General features: G+C 58.0%; 16 protein-coding genes and 1 riboswitch. Of the genes, 7 read left to right on the top strand and 9 right to left on the bottom strand.

Going from position 1 to position 16,413, the window contains the following annotated elements:
* Window positions 1–30: 30 nt before the first annotated feature.
* Both folE2 and metZ read right to left on the bottom strand, forming a co-directional pair.
* Window positions 31–1,134, bottom strand: coding sequence for a GTP cyclohydrolase FolE2 (folE2, locus tag AC2D8V_RS05645; protein ID WP_484732534.1), 1,104 nt, complete (start codon window positions 1,132–1,134; stop codon window positions 31–33).
* A gap of 162 nt (window positions 1,135–1,296) precedes the next feature.
* A complete protein-coding gene (metZ, locus tag AC2D8V_RS05640) occupies window positions 1,297–2,478 on the bottom strand; it encodes an O-succinylhomoserine sulfhydrylase (RefSeq protein WP_484732533.1) in 1,182 nt (393 codons plus the stop codon).
* A 63-nt stretch (window positions 2,479–2,541) separates the two neighbouring features.
* A riboswitch (SAM riboswitch) is annotated at window positions 2,542–2,618 on the bottom strand.
* 115 nt (window positions 2,619–2,733) lie between these two features.
* Between metZ and AC2D8V_RS05635 the strand changes: the two genes are divergently transcribed.
* From AC2D8V_RS05635 to AC2D8V_RS05625, 3 genes are all read left to right on the top strand, one after another.
* Window positions 2,734–3,723 carry an alpha/beta hydrolase gene (locus AC2D8V_RS05635; protein WP_484732532.1) on the top strand — a complete coding sequence of 330 codons (990 nt, stop codon included), beginning with the start codon at window positions 2,734–2,736 and terminating at the stop codon, window positions 3,721–3,723.
* The gene (locus AC2D8V_RS05630; RefSeq protein ID WP_484732531.1) at window positions 3,707–4,411 is read left to right on the top strand and encodes a glutathione S-transferase N-terminal domain-containing protein; all 705 of its coding nucleotides are present in this window, start codon (window positions 3,707–3,709) and stop codon (window positions 4,409–4,411) included. The genes AC2D8V_RS05635 and AC2D8V_RS05630 overlap by 17 nt, the downstream gene beginning before the upstream one ends.
* 70 nt (window positions 4,412–4,481) lie before the next feature.
* On the top strand, window positions 4,482–5,249 hold the full coding sequence (locus AC2D8V_RS05625) for a cyclic nucleotide-binding domain-containing protein (protein WP_484732530.1): 768 nt from the start codon (window positions 4,482–4,484) through the stop codon (window positions 5,247–5,249).
* A 3-nt stretch (window positions 5,250–5,252) separates the two neighbouring features.
* Here AC2D8V_RS05625 and AC2D8V_RS05620 read toward each other — a convergent pair whose 3' ends face one another.
* The 4 genes from AC2D8V_RS05620 to AC2D8V_RS05605 form a co-directional block, all read right to left on the bottom strand.
* On the bottom strand, window positions 5,253–5,870 hold the full coding sequence (locus AC2D8V_RS05620) for an inner membrane-spanning protein YciB (RefSeq protein ID WP_484732529.1): 618 nt from the start codon (window positions 5,868–5,870) through the stop codon (window positions 5,253–5,255).
* A 12-nt stretch (window positions 5,871–5,882) separates the two neighbouring features.
* Window positions 5,883–6,791 carry an EamA family transporter gene (locus AC2D8V_RS05615; RefSeq protein WP_484732528.1) on the bottom strand — a complete coding sequence of 303 codons (909 nt, stop codon included), beginning with the start codon at window positions 6,789–6,791 and terminating at the stop codon, window positions 5,883–5,885.
* A gap of 28 nt (window positions 6,792–6,819) precedes the next feature.
* Entirely contained in the window at window positions 6,820–8,343 is a 1,524-nt protein-coding gene (gene ftsY / locus AC2D8V_RS05610) for a signal recognition particle-docking protein FtsY (RefSeq protein WP_484732527.1), read from the bottom strand.
* Window positions 8,344–8,423: 80 nt separating this feature from the next.
* Window positions 8,424–10,124 (bottom strand): NAD(P)H-dependent oxidoreductase subunit E, encoded by a 1,701-nt coding sequence (locus AC2D8V_RS05605; protein ID WP_484732526.1) that lies wholly within the window; start codon window positions 10,122–10,124, stop codon window positions 8,424–8,426.
* A gap of 209 nt (window positions 10,125–10,333) precedes the next feature.
* On the opposite strand from AC2D8V_RS05605, the gene AC2D8V_RS05600 reads away from it, so the two are divergent.
* Window positions 10,334–11,407: an alkane 1-monooxygenase gene (locus AC2D8V_RS05600; protein WP_484732525.1), complete on the top strand. Its 1,074-nt coding sequence runs from the start codon at window positions 10,334–10,336 to the stop codon at window positions 11,405–11,407.
* 8 nt (window positions 11,408–11,415) lie between these two features.
* Complete coding sequence (locus AC2D8V_RS05595) at window positions 11,416–11,829, top strand: hypothetical protein (protein WP_484732524.1); 414 nt, start codon at window positions 11,416–11,418, stop codon at window positions 11,827–11,829.
* 2 nt (window positions 11,830–11,831) lie between these two features.
* On the opposite strand, the gene xseA is transcribed toward AC2D8V_RS05595, so the two are convergent.
* Window positions 11,832–13,376 (bottom strand): exodeoxyribonuclease VII large subunit, encoded by a 1,545-nt coding sequence (gene xseA / locus AC2D8V_RS05590; protein ID WP_484732523.1) that lies wholly within the window; start codon window positions 13,374–13,376, stop codon window positions 11,832–11,834.
* A gap of 80 nt (window positions 13,377–13,456) precedes the next feature.
* Here xseA and purD point away from each other — a divergent pair, with 80 nt between their 5' ends.
* Window positions 13,457–14,722, top strand: a complete 1,266-nt coding sequence (gene purD / locus AC2D8V_RS05585) for a phosphoribosylamine--glycine ligase (protein WP_484732522.1) — start codon at window positions 13,457–13,459, stop codon at window positions 14,720–14,722.
* Here the strand turns inward: purD and AC2D8V_RS05580 are convergent.
* On the bottom strand, window positions 14,719–15,558 hold the full coding sequence (locus AC2D8V_RS05580) for an FG-GAP repeat domain-containing protein (RefSeq protein WP_484732521.1): 840 nt from the start codon (window positions 15,556–15,558) through the stop codon (window positions 14,719–14,721). The genes purD and AC2D8V_RS05580 overlap by 4 nt on opposite strands.
* On the bottom strand, window positions 15,558–15,881 hold the full coding sequence (locus AC2D8V_RS05575) for a 2Fe-2S iron-sulfur cluster-binding protein (RefSeq protein WP_484732520.1): 324 nt from the start codon (window positions 15,879–15,881) through the stop codon (window positions 15,558–15,560). The genes AC2D8V_RS05580 and AC2D8V_RS05575 overlap by 1 nt, the downstream gene beginning before the upstream one ends.
* 128 nt (window positions 15,882–16,009) lie before the next feature.
* Here AC2D8V_RS05575 and AC2D8V_RS05570 point away from each other — a divergent pair, with 128 nt between their 5' ends.
* A complete protein-coding gene (locus AC2D8V_RS05570; RefSeq protein WP_484732519.1) occupies window positions 16,010–16,411 on the top strand; it encodes an OB-fold nucleic acid binding domain-containing protein in 402 nt (133 codons plus the stop codon).
* The last annotated feature ends 2 nt before the right edge of the window (window positions 16,412–16,413 follow it).

The following is a 16,413-nucleotide window of genomic DNA, read 5'->3' as shown; positions in this document are numbered from 1 at the left end:
GAGCCCTTTCCACAAATAAAAACCTTATACTTAGCCGACGTGAAACAGCGTTCCAAACAGTTTGGGGTCAAGGCTGTCCGCGGCGAATGTGTCGCCTTCGACCAAAACGCTGACCGCGTCATGGCTGTGCAAGCTCTCCTGATGGCTGGCAATCACACGAAAGTCCCCGACACGTACATCGGCTTGCAACTGCTCGCAGAACAAGCGGGCCGCGTCTTCTACAAAGATCGGGTTGGCGGCATTCAGTTCCGCAAATGCCTGCTCGTCCTCGCGTTTAACCATCACTTGCGTTTCGGTCGGTACGGCACGGCGGCAGGCATCGATCATATCTTCGAACCAGAGACATCCGGCGGCTGTGTCGATCTCGACGGAAATGCGCGCGACGGAACGTTGCGAATGTGGTGTTGCAAGCTGCCCGCGCGTCTCTCGGGCATGCTCGGACAGTTCCAGCGAACATGGGCATGTCGAGGAGTAAACATAATCGACATGCATAAATTTTTTACGCACCCCTGCCCGCTCGACCAGTTCAAGCGCGATATCGTAATACTGATAACCCGAAAGGCCTGAGCGCAGGCTTTCAACCTTCATCGGGAAGCTGAAACGCATCTGCAATCGGGCATCCATGCTTTCCAGATCAGCGATGTAGTCATCAAGGGCGGCTTCCATCACTTCGAAACTAAAGGTCGCCTCGGCGTGCTTGTAAAAGCTGCGCATGATCCGGGACATGTTGATGCCCTTTTTCTCGGCCTCAAGGCTCACTGAACCGGTAACAGACGTCTCGAGTGTCAGATCGCCGTTGTCGCGTGTTCGAAAACGGATCGGCAGCCGGAAATTGGAGATGCCGACATGTTGAATTTGCTGCTTCGCGCCTCGTATCAGGCTCGAGGGACCGTTCTGCAGGTCTGGCAGCCCTGATTTATAAGCTTCGTCGACAATGAAATCCTGCGGGTAGTCGCGTGCCAAGTCGGGGTAGTCTTGCGTCTCGGCGCTGGGCAACAGTCGCGCGATACTGGGGTCCAGAGCCTTCAGTTCTTCCGATGTCACCGAATTGGCCCACTGCCTCAGTACGTCGAGGGCGGCTTTCGCCTCATCCTTGTCAGGCGTCAGGTTCAAGCCAGGTGTGTGGATGTTCATTGTGTCGCTCCTCGTGGCGTCAGGACATACACATAGGCGCAGTCGCGCATTGTGCAAATACTATTCACATTTACGTAAACTCTGGGCGACAGGATCATTTTTTCTGCCCATCGCGCTGACAAGGAAAAATCCCAACCGCCGCATACCCGCGCCGCGCGAAATTTAAATCTGGTCAAGCGCCGATTCAAAATCCTGAATGAGATCAGCGCCCTCCTCAATCCCTACGCTGATCCTCACAAGGCCTGCCGTGATGCCCAAGGCGTTGCGCTGCTCATCTGTCAGGCGCTGGTGGGTTGTAGTTGCGGGATGGGTAAGGATCGTTTTCGCGTCTCCCAGATTGTTGGAAATGAGACCAACCTCGATCGCATTAAGAAACTGGAACGCCGCCTCTTTGCCCCCGTGTAGGTCTATCGATAGCACAGTACCGCCCTGTGTCATCTGCCGTTTCACAAGATCATTTTGCGGATGGCTCGGATGTCCGGGGTAAATGACGCGCGACAGCTTGTCGTGTCCATGCAGCGCCGCAGCAATGGCTGTCGCGTTTTCGGTTTGAGCCTTTACCCGCAGGTTCATCGTCTCTAATCCCTTGAGCATGATCCAAGCAGTGAACGGGCTCATCGAACCACCCGTGTGCTTCAGATAAGGCTCAACTGTTTTGCGGATATACTCGCGGCTGCCAAGGATCACGCCGCCCAAAGCCCGACCCTGACCGTCTATATGTTTGGTTGCCGAATACACAACCACGTCGGCACCCTGCGCAATGGCCTGTGACCAGACCGGTGTGGCAAAGACATTGTCGACCACGACCTTTGCCCCCTTGGCATGCGCCAGTTCGGTTACGCCTTCGATGTCGACAACTTCGAGCGTCGGATTGGAAAGCGATTCAAAAAATACCAGTTGGGTGTCGTCCCGGATAGCTGCCTTCCATTCCGACAGATCAGCACCATCGACAAAAGTTACTTCCACGCCGTAACGCGTCAGGATTTCTTCCAAAACGTAAAGACAAGAGCCAAAGAGCGCACGCGCTGATACGACGTGATCGCCTGCTTTGAGCATTGACATAAGGGCGCCTGAGACAGCGGCCATGCCGGATGCGGTCGCAAAAGCGTCCTCGGCGCCTTCGAGTGCCGCAATTCGTTCCTCAAACATCGCAACAGTCGGATTGCCGTAGCGCGCATAGATGAATTCGTCCGGTCCCGCCTCGATAAACCGGGCTTCTGCCTGCTCAGCACTGTCGTAAACAAACCCTTGTGTCAGGAAAATCGCTTCGGACACTTCGCCATATTGGCTGCGGCGGGTGCCGGCATGAACGGCGCGCGTACGCGGGCTCAAATCTTTGGTCATCTTCTTTCTCTCTCTTGCCCAAACGGGCCATAAAAAAACCCCAGACGCGGTCAGGCGACGGGGGTTCCTCATCGAGTGACCTTTTAGCGGAATATTTCACGTGGCCCGCAAGCTGGTATCAAATCGCCACACCTTTTTCGTAGTCGAATGCCCTTGTTCCGTCAACACTGTCACGATGCTGTAACACAAAGTTCACTAAAGGCTCATATGTCTGTAGCACAGTACGACCACAACATCTTGTGCAGGGAGCCGCGTATGCCTTTGATCAGGATTAACTCCGGTAAGCAGGGCCTTGTCCTACACAATACGCAGCATCCCGCAGGAAGAACTCTGCGGTCTATGGTAGATGCGTCAGGACCGGCCATCGTGATGCTGCATGGGTTCAAATACGCGCCGGGCAGCACACGTCACTGTCCCCACGCCAAGATCTTTGGTGCACGTGCAGATAGTTGGCCGCGTGCGCTTGGGTTTGGCGTCGATAACCCGAACGAAGGCCTCGGCATCGCATTTGGCTGGCAGTCTCGAGGGTCTTTGCGGCACATGCACAAGCGCGCGACCGGCCTCGGCGCACAGATCGCACGTTTGATTTACATGTTAAAGCGCCAGCGGCCGCACCAACCGGTACACATCATCGCGCATTCTCTGGGTGCTGAAACCGCGCTGAATAGCTTGCAGCACCTCCCATCCGGCGCGGTTGATCGCATGGTACTGCTGAGCGGGGCCAGCTACCTGAGCACGGCTGACACTATGCTCAAAACACCGGCAGGGCGCAGCGTCGAATTGCTGAACGTGACCAGTCGCGAGAACGATCTGTTTGACGCCGCGTTCAGACGTCTGGTGCCCAGCCCGTATTCGGAAGATCAAGCCGTGGGTACAGGGATTACAGCACCAAACGCCGCAACGCTGCGCATCGACTGCCCGCAAGCGCTTGACCAGCTTGGTGTATTGGGATTTCACATTTCCTCACCCACACGTCGGGTGTGTCACTGGTCCAGTTACCAGCGCCCCGGCGTCATGGAACTCTATCGGCAGTTTCTGCGCCGGAGCGACACGCTACCGCTGTGCCGACTACAAGAAATCAAAGAGACGGTCACCCCACGCTGGTCACGGCTGATCACGACAGGTGCCAATCCGCTAATTGGCAAGAGTGCGCTCTTGCCCTACCCGATGCTCTCCCTAAAGTGGCCTGAACAAGTGCAATCAGCCGCCATCTCCGGGGAGACCAAGAATGACCACGCCTATTGAACTGTACTTCTGGCCGACCCCAAATGGCTGGAAAATCTCTATCGCTCTCGAAGAGATGGGATTGCCTTACAACACTCATCTGATCAACATAGGTGCTGGCGAGCAATTTGACCCGGCGTTTCTCAAAATCGCACCAAATAACAGGATGCCGGCGATAATAGATCCGGATGGCCCGGACGGAGAGCCAATATCGATCTTTGAATCCGGTGCCATTCTACAATACCTCGCCAACAAGACAGGTCAGTTCGCAGGACGAACCCCGCGCGAAAAGGTCTCTGTCACCGAATGGCTGATGTGGCAGATGGGCGGTTTAGGTCCAATGGCAGGTCAAGCACACCATTTCTTAAAATATGCACCGGCGATGGACCCACCCAACGACCTGCCCTACGCCAAGGATCGCTACAGAGCAGAAACCGCGCGGCTGTATGGTGTGTTGGACAGACGACTGGCAGAAAACGAGTTTGTCGCGGGCGATTTCTATTCGATCGCCGATATGGCGATTTGGGGGTGGGCGTCGCTGTGGGAAGGCCAGCAGCAAACATTGGACGACAAGCCCAATATGGCGCGATGGCTGGATCAACTTGCAAAACGTCCCGGCGTTCGAGCGGGCCGCGCACTTTTCGCCGAGAAAAGAGGCGATTTCAGGAAAGACAAAGATGCGCAAAATCAGCTTTTCAAAAAGGAATAATCCAAACATTGGAAGTTGGTGATTTTGGGACATTCAGTATCGATTTTCTTTGCAAATTTCAGTGTTTTGGATGAGTTTTGCGCCATTACGGTCAGGGTTGGTCCAGTTGCAAGAATTTCAAGCATATTTCACCGCTGCAAATTTAGTTTATCTCGCCGGCGCTTTGTATGTGGCTGGTCTGGCAATTACGAATCAGATCGTGTTGCGCCTGTTCATTCTGGCAGGGACGGTGATCTACATCATCTATTACGCAATCGTGGCCGAAGCGCCCCTTTGGCCAGCGATCTACGTCAGTATATTGATTGGTGTTGCTAACATCGGCGGCATGACAAGCCTGATCGCGCGCCGGTCACGCCTCGCAATTCCGAAGGAACATGCCGACATCTACGAAGTATTCCCCAACCTGCCACCCGGCGACTTTCGCGCGCTAATGAAACTCGCAAACCGGTACACGCTGGCAAAGGATACTCAGATCACGCAGGAAAATGATGTCGGCAAGAAGTTGTATTTCGTCATCTCCGGGCAGCCGCTGGTGCGAAAAGGGGATCAGGCATTCGTACTGCGCAGCAACATCTTTATCGGCGAAATCGCGTTTTTGATTGGGCGCCCTAGTTCAGCATCGGCATGGCTCGAAGAAGGCGCCGAAGTTCTGGAATGGGATTTTCAGGCTCTCAGACGCCGGTGCGCACGCAATCCACGGTTCCAACTTGCCCTTGAAGCGGCGATCTCAACCGATCTGGCCGGAAAGGTCGCAGAGTCGATGGGCCGCAATTCGGTGCACGTCGAGAAAATTCCCAGCCCTCTGATCGAACAACTTGCCGCTGTTCGAACAAGCTGAGCGTCAGGACCCGTCGGTCTTTTCAGCGTCCTCGATTACGTAGCCTTGCAGGGCGATAAATTGCCACATCAAGAAGCCCATTAGCAGCAAGGGAAACCCGAAGGTTTCGATCTTGACCCACGCGTCGGTGGACATGGTTCGCCAGACCACCTCGTTCGCGATTGCCAAGACCGCAAAGCCCGCGCACAGACGACGCGTCAGGATCATCCAGCCCTCTTGCCGCATTGGCATCAATTCGTTCATCACATAAGCAAGATAGCTTTGGCCGCGTAGCAAGCCGATACCCAGTAGCAGCGCGAACAGCCCATAGACAATCGTCGTCTTCATCTTGAAGAAACGCTCGTCATTGAACCACGCTGTCAGGCCACCAAAAAAGATGACCATGAAAGCGGTGAATACCTGCATTCGGCTGAGTTTGCCTGTCAGCTTCCACAAAATGCCCATGGCCAAGAGAAGGATAGGCACAAACACCAGTGCCGACACAATAAAGCCCGTATATTCGGTGCCGCCGACGACGTAGGTGTTGTCCCGAATGCGCAAGTAAATGACGAAAAAGGCTACTGTCGGGCCCAGTTCCAAAACCTGTTTGAGCAGGGGGTTGACGGGTTTCTCTTCGGTCACGCTGCTTGTCTCCTATCCGCCCACTTCAACTATCACGGCGCCCAGCGCAATCAATGCCATAAGTGCAATGCGACGCGGCCCAACCGTTTCTTTGAGGAAAATCCACCCGATGACTGCCGCGAAAACGGTCGAGGTTTCCCGCAACACGGCGGCCTCACCTACCTTGTCGAGCCGGGTGGCCAACATCACCGAGCCAAAACTGGCAAAGGCAACCAAGCCCCCTAGGACACCGCGCTTCATAAGCGGCGGCAGGTCGGGGCGTTCAGCCTGAGGCATCCGTCGCCATCGCATTATTGCAATAATCGGCATCACGAACCCGTCAATCAGAAAGAACCAAGCCAGAAATGTGAAAGGATTTGCCGTCGCGCGGATGCCGTAGGCGTCAAATGTCGTATAGAGCGCCACAAAAAGCCCGGTAAGCACAGCCAGTCCGAGGGCTGCGTTCAAGGTGTCTCTTTCAGACACCAGATAAATCAGGTTGTAGACGGCGAGCCCGAAGATACCTGCCAACAAGACGGCCACGCCCAGCCACTGCGTCAGGGTGAATGTTTCACCAAAGATCAGGTAAGCGCCAATGACCGCAAAAAGAGGCCCCGTGCCGCGTACAACGGGATAGACCACCGTGTAGGCCCCGCGGGTGTAGGCCATCGCCTGCAAGAGCTTGTAGATCGTGTGAATGACCCACGCGCCAGCAAAGATGATCCACATATGCGGCTCGGGCCAGGGCACGACAAACAGGGCGAAGGGCGCGGCCATCAGCATATACGAGATGTCGACAGCACCACGCGTCAACCACGGATCAAACCGGCCTTTTTGTAGAGCACCAAAAACCGCATGCAGCAGCGCCGCTGTCAATGCGAGTATCAAGGCAACCCTGTGCCCAGCCTCGGTTCCTTCGATGGCGGACAGCCACTCGGTCACCGGCCGGCCCGGTCAGAGATTTCAGCGATCATGTACGCTCAAGCCCCATCAGGGCATCGGCAAAATCCTCCGGATCGAAGGCATCCAGATCGTCGATTTGCTCCCCCACGCCAATCGCATGTATGGGTAGGCCAAACTTGTCTGCGAGTGCGACGAGAACACCGCCTTTTGCCGTGCCGTCCAGTTTTGTCATCACAAGACCGGAAACATCCGAGATATCGCTGAACACCTTGACCTGGCTCAACGCGTTTTGCCCCGTCGTCGCATCCAGCACCAAAAGGGTATTGTGCGGCGCGCTTTCGTCTTTTTTACGGATAACCCGAACGATTTTTGCCAGTTCTTCCATCAGGTCGCTGCGGTTCTGCAATCGCCCCGCCGTGTCGATCAGCAACAGGTCTGCGCCCTCCTGCTGCGCGCGCCCCATCGCATCAAAGGCAAGACTTGCGGGATCAGACCCCTCAGGTGCGGTCAGAACGGGCACTCCTGCGCGATCTCCCCAAACTTGCAACTGCTCGACGGCGGCAGCGCGGAAGGTGTCGCCTGCCGCGATCACGACCTTTTTGCCTGCGGCCCGAAACTGACTGGCGAGTTTGCCGATCGTCGTGGTTTTGCCCGACCCGTTAACGCCGACGACCAATACGACCTGAGGCTGGCGGCCAAACAGCGGTAAGGGTTTGGCAACCGGCTCCATGATGCGGGCAATCTCACCGGCCAAGAGTTCTTTGATCTCTTGCACGGACAATTTGCGCCCTATGTGCCCTTCGGCCATATTCGCCACGACACGCAATGCCGTGTCGACGCCCATATCGGCAGAGATCAACAACTCTTCGAGTTGCTCCAACATATCATCGTCTAGTACGCGGCGCACGACCGTTTGGGGCGCAGCACCACGTCCCATAAGGCGGCCCAACAGACCTGGCTTGGATGCAGCGACGGTCGTTGTCTCGGTGAGCGCGTTGGCAATCGGCTCCGGCTTGCGCAACGCAGGCTCAGGCTCAGGCTCAGGCTCAGGCTCAGGCTCAGGCTCAGGCTCAGGCTCAGGCTCAGGCTCAGGCTCAGGCTCAGGCTCAGGCTCAGGCTCAGGCTCAGGCTCAGGCTCAGGCTCAGGCTCAGGAGAAACAACCGTTTCTTCGCTTGTGGTGTCAAGTGATACGGCAGGCTTAGTTTCAGTCTCTACCGGCGCTGCTTCAAGAAGGTTTTCCGGCACGTCAGGCACCGCGTCAAGCGCGGTGGCAGGATCCTCCATAACCTCGTCCACCGGTACAGCGGCCTCTTCGGTCACCTCGTCCACCGGCACAGCAGCCTCTTCGGTCGCAGGAATGTCCTGCGCGCCTTCAACCAGTTCTGGGTTTTCAAGTAGGGTCGGGTCGTCCGTTGCCGGGGTTGGTTCGGCCAGTTCGATATCTGCCGCCGGCGCGGGCGCATCGGCAACCGGTTGGGGCGCCGCAAGGGTCTCCTCGACCCCTCCGTCCTCCACGATCGCCTCTAGCCCCTCATCAATTTTGGAAGAGGATTTGAAAAGACGATCTTTCAGCTTTTTGAAGAATGCCATACCCGTGCCTGCATTGTTCTATCGGTCACCGCTCATCTAAGGCGAATTGACCTGAAACGAAAGACCCAGGGCCGGCGCGGTCAAATTTCCTCGGGGAAATGCTTTATCACCATGCGGATCGGGTTTGGTGCTGCCTGCCCAAGACCACAGATTGATGCATCAATCATTGCGGTGCTCAACTCTTCCAAAAGCGGTTGATCCCAGCTGTCAGCCTGCATCAGCTTGACCGCTTTTTCGCAGCCTACCCGGCAGGGCGTGCATTGCCCGCAGCTTTCGTCTTCGAAAAAGCGCAGCATGTTCAATGCTGCGGCCCGTGCGCTGTCCTGATCCGACAACACCACCACCGCGGCAGATCCGATGAACGAACCAAGAGGCTGCAACGTATCGAAATCCAGTGGCACATCGTTGATCGAAGCAGGCAGGATTCCGGAGGATGGGCCACCTGGTTGGTACGCTTTAAAGCTGTGACCGTTTGCCATACCGCCCGCTGCCTCGATGATGTCCATGATGGTCGAACCCGCTGGCAAAAGGTAGACGCCCGGGTTTGTAACGCGTCCGGAAACCGAATAGCTGCGTAACCCCTTGCGACCGTTTCTTTCCACCGCTGTCAGGATCTCCGGCCCCTCGCGGCACACGCGCGCGACCCAGTGAAGCGTTTCGACGTTGTGGACCAAGGTGGGCTGACCAAAGATACCGACCTGCGCCACGAAAGGTGGGCGGTGCCGCGGCAAGCCCCGTTTGCCCTCGATACTCTCGATCATTGCACTTTCTTCGCCGCAGATATACGCCCCCGCACCTCGACGCAGATCGATGTAGCCGGGCTGGACAATCCCAGCGGTTTCCAACGAGGCGATCTCGCGCGCGAGGATTTCCAGCACAGCCGGGTACTCGTCGCGCATATAGATGAAACACGTCTCCGCCTCGACCGCCCACGCAGCGATCAGCATTCCTTCGAGAAACAGATGCGGCGTGCGTTCGAGGTAATATCTGTCTTTGAACGTTCCTGGTTCGCCCTCGTCGCCGTTCACGGCCAGATAGCGCGGCCCCGGATTGGCGCGCACAAATCCCCATTTCTTGCCCGACGGAAAACCCGCACCACCCAGACCACGCAACCCAGATGCCAGCACGTCCTGCTGCACCTTTTCCCAATCTCCTTCGACGCGCAGAGATTTCAGCTTCTCATAGCCCCCGTCAGCCGAGTAGGACGCAAAATCCTGATATGCCGGAATATGCGCGTGGGTCTCACCGGCAGCAATTGCGCTGTGCACCTTTTCCACCGTGGCATGGTCGATATGCGCGTGACCGAGTTCGAGCACCGGGGCTGTGTCGCACCGCCCCATGCAAGGTGCCCTGACCACGCGGACCTTGCTGGGGTCTGTTCCCCCTTCGAGCGCGGCTTTGAGTTGCTGGGCACCTGCCAATTCACATGACAGGCTGTCACAGACACGGATCGTGAGCGCGGGTGGCGGTGTCTCACCTTCCTTGACCACGTCAAAATGTGCGTAAAAGCTGGCGACCTCATAAACTTCGGCCATGGACATGCGCATTTCTTCGGCAAGCGCGCGCAGGTGTGCCGCAGAGAGGTGTCCGTATGCGTCCTGTATCTTGTGCAGATGCTCGATCAACAAATCCGACCTGCGCGGGGCGTCTCCCAGAAGCGATTTGACCTCGTCCCACGCCTGATCCGACAATTGACGGCCCTTGGTATGACGTCGCCCTTTGCCTGCGCCGGATTTCCAGACGCCTTTGTCAGTTGCGGATTCGTTGTTGTCGAGTGCCATGTACCAGTCTCCGGACCTGCGCGCAGTGCGGCGAGTATGCGAGGTTGCCCGGACCAGACAAGCCCGAACACCGCGACAGTACCGGCTATGATCGTTGATCTGTGCGTCAAAAGCGACACCTGCGTGTCCTATCCGAAACATCCGACATTAACCGCGTCGCCACAGCCGGCTTGGAGCAGGCGGTAGAAAGCGGTAAACAAATAATTAAGATGGAAAATCGACCTGCCACTTTTGTGTTTGCCTTGGCCAGCCTGTTGCCCGCGGGGTTGCTGCTCGTTGCGGCGGCATTCGGGGGAGTATGGCCTTTGCTGGCGTTGCTGAGCATGACACTGCTTGTCTTTGCGCTGGACCGCACCATCGGCACACTTGAAGCCGCAGCAAGCCTGTCAGACTGGTTGCCAAAAGCCGCAGGATTGGCTCACCTGGCGGTTCTGGTCAGTGTTGTTGCGGCTGTGGCTGCGCGCGATGGCATGCCGATTGCACAAGACATCACGCTGATCGTTGCCGCCGGGCTATACGCCGGTCAAGTCTCCAATGCCTGCGCGCACGAACTGATCCATCGCCCGGATCGCGCCAGCCGCGCCCTTGGCACCGCGATCTACTGTTCTTTGCTAAACGGGCAGCACGTATCGGCGCATCTGTTGGTGCACCACGTGCACGCAGGCACTTCGAACGACCCAAACTCTGCTCCCTTGGGGATGAGTTTTTACCGATACATGATACAAGCCTGGACAGCGGAGTTTTGTGCCGGTTGGCACGCAGAAAACGCGCGGCGCAGACTGGTGACACCTTCGGGCCTGCATCCCTACACCGTCTACCTTGGCATTGCTGCGATCTTCCTCGCGGCGGCCGCTCTGATCGGAGGAATGGTTGGACTGATCAGTTTTATCGCCATTGCGCTGCACGCTCAGATGCAGCTCTTTCTGTCTGATTACATTCAGCACTACGGGCTCAGGCGCGAGATTTCGGCAGACGGCAAGCCCGAACCGATGGGCCCACAGCACAGCTGGAACGCGCCCCATCCCTATTCTTCCGCCCTGATGATGAGTGCACCTCGCCATTCCGATCATCACATGCGGCCCGGACGCCATTTTACCGAACTTACTCATGATCCCCGAACCATGCCCACCTTGCCGCGCTCGGTTCCCGTCATGGGCGCTATCGCCTTTGTGCCGCCCCTGTGGCGGCGCATGATGGACGCGCGCGCGGCCAGGTGGTCCGGCGATCTCACGCCACCGACGGCTCCGGAATCCGCGCCGGTCATCTCATTCGTCACCCGTTAGGAGGGTATATGTGTAAAACCCCATCTGTCTTTTGTGCGCTAGCGCTCGCCCTTGGCGGTCTATCAGCGACCGTGCAAGCAGCCGAACCTCTGAATGGTGAAGAGTTTGACGCCTACACGAAAGGCAAGACGCTCTTTTACGGTCAGAATGGTCAAGCCTATGGCGCGGAAATTTACCTCGAAAACCGCCGCGTTCAGTGGTCCTTTCTGGACGGCAAATGCAAGGAAGGTACCTGGTATGAGAACGCAGGCCAGATATGCTTTGTCTATGAGGACAGCAACGAGCCGCAATGCTGGTCCTTTCACAAGGATCAGGGCAAACTCGTCGCGCGGTTTGAAAACCTGACGGGTGCCACCCAACTCTACGAAGCTGACGATCTCGACCAAGAGATGATCTGCCTCGGCCCCGAGGTTGGCGTGTAGAGTTAGAAAAGCGACCCCTGCTCTGGCGGCTTTTTCGCAGGTTTGGCGCGGCTGGACGGCCTGCCGCCTACGGTGATCCGACCGTCTGCAAACTGGATTTCCAAGGACGACGCTGCCTTGGCTGCGTTGGTGTCGGTGACCACGTTCCCATCGCTGCGTACCACGGCAAAACCACGTTCAAGTGTTGCCTCATATCCCAGCGTCTGGCGCAGCCTTTCGGCGGCGTCGAGCTTGCGATGCAGGTTGTCCAGATTGCGGCGGCCCACTTCCGCCAACCGGGCGACCACCTTGTCGAATTCACGGCGGCGACGCTGCTGCTCCTGTCCAAGCGTGTCAGGGCGAAATCTTGCAGAGAGAGCCTGCAAGCGTTCCTTGCGGGCGTCGACCACGCGCTGCAACGCCGGCACCAGACGGGCAGCGCGGCTATTCAAATCGCGCCGTTCGCTGTGCAGCGTGCGCGTCAGCGTTGCGGGCCGCAAGCTTCCGCTGATGTCGGAAAGGCGAACGCGGCGTTGCTGAACTCCGGCAATCAGTGCCGGTCGCAGCCGCGCGCCCTGCATATCCAGCCGCTGCCGCGGTGCCTCCAAGAGCATTTCTGGACGCGGAAGCGCACGCGCCATATCACGCAGGCGCTGGTCACGACGCGTCAGCCCCTGACTTAACGCCTGCCGCATCCGCGCGTCCTGATTGTCCAGCCAAGCCATCAATTCATGTCGCACGGGAACCGCCAATTCGGCTGCGGCCGTCGGTGTTGGGGCGCGACGGTCAGATACATAATCGATCAGGGTCGTATCCGTTTCGTGGCCAACCGCCGAAATAAGCGGGATCGCCGATGCTGCCGCCGCGCGCGCCACGATTTCTTCGTTAAACCCCCAAAGGTCTTCGACGGAACCACCACCGCGCGCCACGATGATCAGATCGGGACGCGGAAGTGCACCACCGGATGTCAACGCGTTGAACCCCGCGATGGCACGCGCGACCTCGGGGGCGCAGCGCTCGCCCTGCACGGCAACCGGCCAGATCAATACCTTTCGCGGGAACCTGTCGCGCAGCCGGTGCAGGATGTCACGAATGACCGCGCCGGTGGGCGAAGTCACGACACCAATGACATCCGGCAAGTAAGGCAGCGGTTTTTTACGTCCAGCATCGAACAGCCCTTCGGCCTCCATCTGCTTTTTGCGCTTTTCCAGCAACGCCATCAGTGCGCCTTTGCCTGCAACGGCCACCTCGTCGACGTTCATGTTGTACTTTGACTGGGCGCCATAGGCGGTTATGCGCCCGGTGACGACAACCTCAAGCCCTTCTTCGGGGATCACACTGAGCCGCGCCACCTGCCCCTTCCATGTTGTACAGGCCAGCTGGTTTCTGTCGTCCTTGATGTCGTAATACATATGACCCGACCGCGCCCTGATTACCCGGCTCACTTCGCCCCGGACGCGCACGCGACCAAACTCGCCTTCGAGGGTGCGTTTCACGGCTCCTGAAAGCTCACTTACCGTGAATTCTGGTGTGTTTTGTCCCGGTTGCGGATCGTCGAGCAGGTCCATGTGTCCTCAGGTGTTGTCACGCGGTCTGGGCCAGCTTAGAACGCCGCAACGGTGAGGCCAAGCAGATCAGGAGCATGCCCATGAACATTCTTATCCTTGGCAGCGGCGGACGCGAACATGCGCTGGCGTGGGCGGTGCTGCAAAACCCCAAATGTGACCGGCTCATTGTCGCCCCGGGAAATGCTGGCATCGACGATATCGCAGAGTGTGCCAGCATTGACATCGAAGATGGCGGCGCGGTCGTTCGGTTTGCAGAAGAAAACGCCATAGATTTCGTTATCATCGGGCCCGAAGCGCCTCTCGCCGCTGGCGTCGCGGACCGACTACGCGAGGCTGGTGTATCCGTTTTTGGACCCAGTGCCGCGGCGGCCCGTCTGGAGGCGTCAAAATCCTTCACAAAGCAGATATGTGACGCGGCAGGCGCGCCCACAGCGGCCTACGCCCATTTCACGGACCTTGCCGCCGCCCAGTCATATGTAAATGCACAGGGCGCTCCGATCGTGATCAAAGCAGATGGTCTGGCTGCTGGAAAAGGCGTGATCATCGCGCAGACCACGTCAGAGGCGCTGGCGGCGCTGGATGACATGTTCGGTGGTGCTTTTGGCGCGGCAGGCGCCGAAGTCGTGATCGAAGAATTTATGGAAGGTGAAGAGGCATCCTTCTTTGTACTCTGCGACGGGGAAACCGTTTTGCCAGTGGGGACGGCACAGGACCACAAGCGTGTCGGCGAAGGCGACACGGGTCCTAACACGGGCGGTATGGGAGCTTATTCTCCGGCACCGGTCATGACAGAGGCGGTAACTCGAGCCGCTCTCGAGGATATCGTCAAGCCGACAATGGCGGAAATGGCGCGGCTGGGGACTCCGTTTCAGGGTGTTCTTTTCGTTGGCCTGATGATCAAGGATGGCCATCCGCGGTTGGTCGAGTATAACGTGCGGTTCGGCGATCCGGAGTGTCAGGTTCTGATGATGCGCCTCGGCGCACAGGCATTTGACCTCATGCAGGCCGCGGCCGAGGGACGTCTGGCCAAAGCGCAGGTGAATTGGGCAGACGATCATGCGCTGACGGTTGTACTGGCTGCGAAAGGCTATCCCGGCGCGTATGACAAGGGGTCGGTGATTTCCGGGCTTGATGCGCTGCCCCAGACGAGCCGCCGGATGGTTTTTCATGCAGGCACCGCGCTAAGCGACGGCCGTATGGTGGCTGTCGGCGGGCGGGTTCTCGCGGTGACCGCACGCGCGGCAACGCTGGCCGAAGCTCAAAAGACCGCCTATGCGATGGTTGATCAGATCGACTGGCCCGAAGGGTTTTGCCGACGTGACATCGGGTGGCGCGCGCTGGATTAAGGCGCGGAACACGCCATTGCGCGCGCAAAGGCGGCGCGCGATGTATCCTGCCCCAACCGGGTCGTGGCGATTGCGCTTCCGTCAAACTTCAGGGCAAGCAGTTGTGACCAGTCGGCATTTGCAACGATCATTTCCGGTGCGCTGCCGCACTCGCGTATACCCCCCGCAATATCCACTTCACCAATGCGGTGGTTGGTGACACCGGGTAGGCTGAAAGTCTCCGCCAGAGTGCCGTTTTTGTAACGCCAGATGCGCAGGGTCTTTGCCAAATGGGGCCGGTCGACGTATGCGATTTCGATCATCCCGTCACCGTCAAGGTCAGCGGCACCAAGCGGCGCCAACCAGCGAAACCGTGTACCGATGTAAGGGGTGGTCGCGCTCAGGGACAAGCTGTGATCCTGCCTGTCTATGGCATAGATCGCAATCTGAGCCCCCTGTTGCGCATGGCTGCGAACCGTGATGATTTCGGGCCAGCCGTCAAGGTCAAGATCGGCAAGCCTCGGGGCGGTATCTTCGAATACCAGCGGCGGTGCCAACGTGATACGATGCCCACATGCAGGCGACGACGTCTCCGAATACAAAACCAGCGTTGCAGGTTCCAGCGAATCGCCGAGAACACCATGCCAATAGCGCCCGGTCAGATCAGCATACCAGACCGATAACTGATCCTGCCAAGTGGAACTTGTGCCCTCAACCTCGCCACGGGTGACCAGATCAAGGCTGCGGCACGCCAGTGCAACCTGCGCCCCCGCGCACCAAAGACACAAAACGAGCAGCGCGCGGCGGGTGAACGGGGGCAGCCGCCACGACAGCAGAAGCCGCGCCCCGGCTGTCATTAGATTTGCTTTTCGGGCATCTGAACGATCAGGCCGTCCAGCGCATCAGTGACCTTCAACTGGCAGGTCAGACGCGACCGGGCCGGGTCGGGCTCATAGGCAAAGTCAAGCATGTCCTCTTCCATGTCCTCCTTGGCGGGCAGTTTTTCCACCCACGCAGGATCGACATAAACGTGGCAGGTAGAACAGGCGCACGCGCCGCCGCAATCGGCCTCGATGCCGGGGATGTTGTTGTCGCGCGCGCCTTCCATAACAGTCAGCCCGTTGGCAACTTCGACGACATGCTCAGTGCCGCCATGTTCGATATAGGTGATCTTGGCCACTTCCCGTCTCTTCCTTTTCGTGATCCGTTTCGCCGTGTGTACCGAGGCGATATAGGCCGCGCCAGCCTCTTTTGCGAGCCCTTGCAGCGTTGATTGATTTTCTGCACAAATGTTCTATTTATGTTCTCATGCATGTGATCAGTTCTGCGCAAAAGTCAACCAACCGGCCAGCTCATACCGGGCCTTGGCCCCGCCCACCGGCGTGTCTGGTCGCACGTGATCTTATGTTGCCGCCAGAAAACGCCCGGATCACCGTCGCCGGTCTGGTCATCCTGCGGCAACGCCCCGGCACGGCAAAGGGCGTGATATTTCTGACGCTTGAAGATGAGACCGGCGTGGTCAATGTGATCGTCTGGCGCAACATCTACGAAACATTCCGCAGGGCGGTTATCGCCGGACGCATGCTGCGGGTGACGGGACGACTTCAACGCGCACATTCCGTGACCCATGTGCTCGCCGAAAAGATCGAAGACCTGTCACCAATGCTCGACGCGCTTGTCAACGAAACAACCACCGGCCCCGAGACATGAAA

It is taken from the genome of Roseobacter sp. YIN89 (genome assembly GCF_057219365.1).
This window is presented reverse-complemented; position numbering and strand designations above follow the sequence as displayed.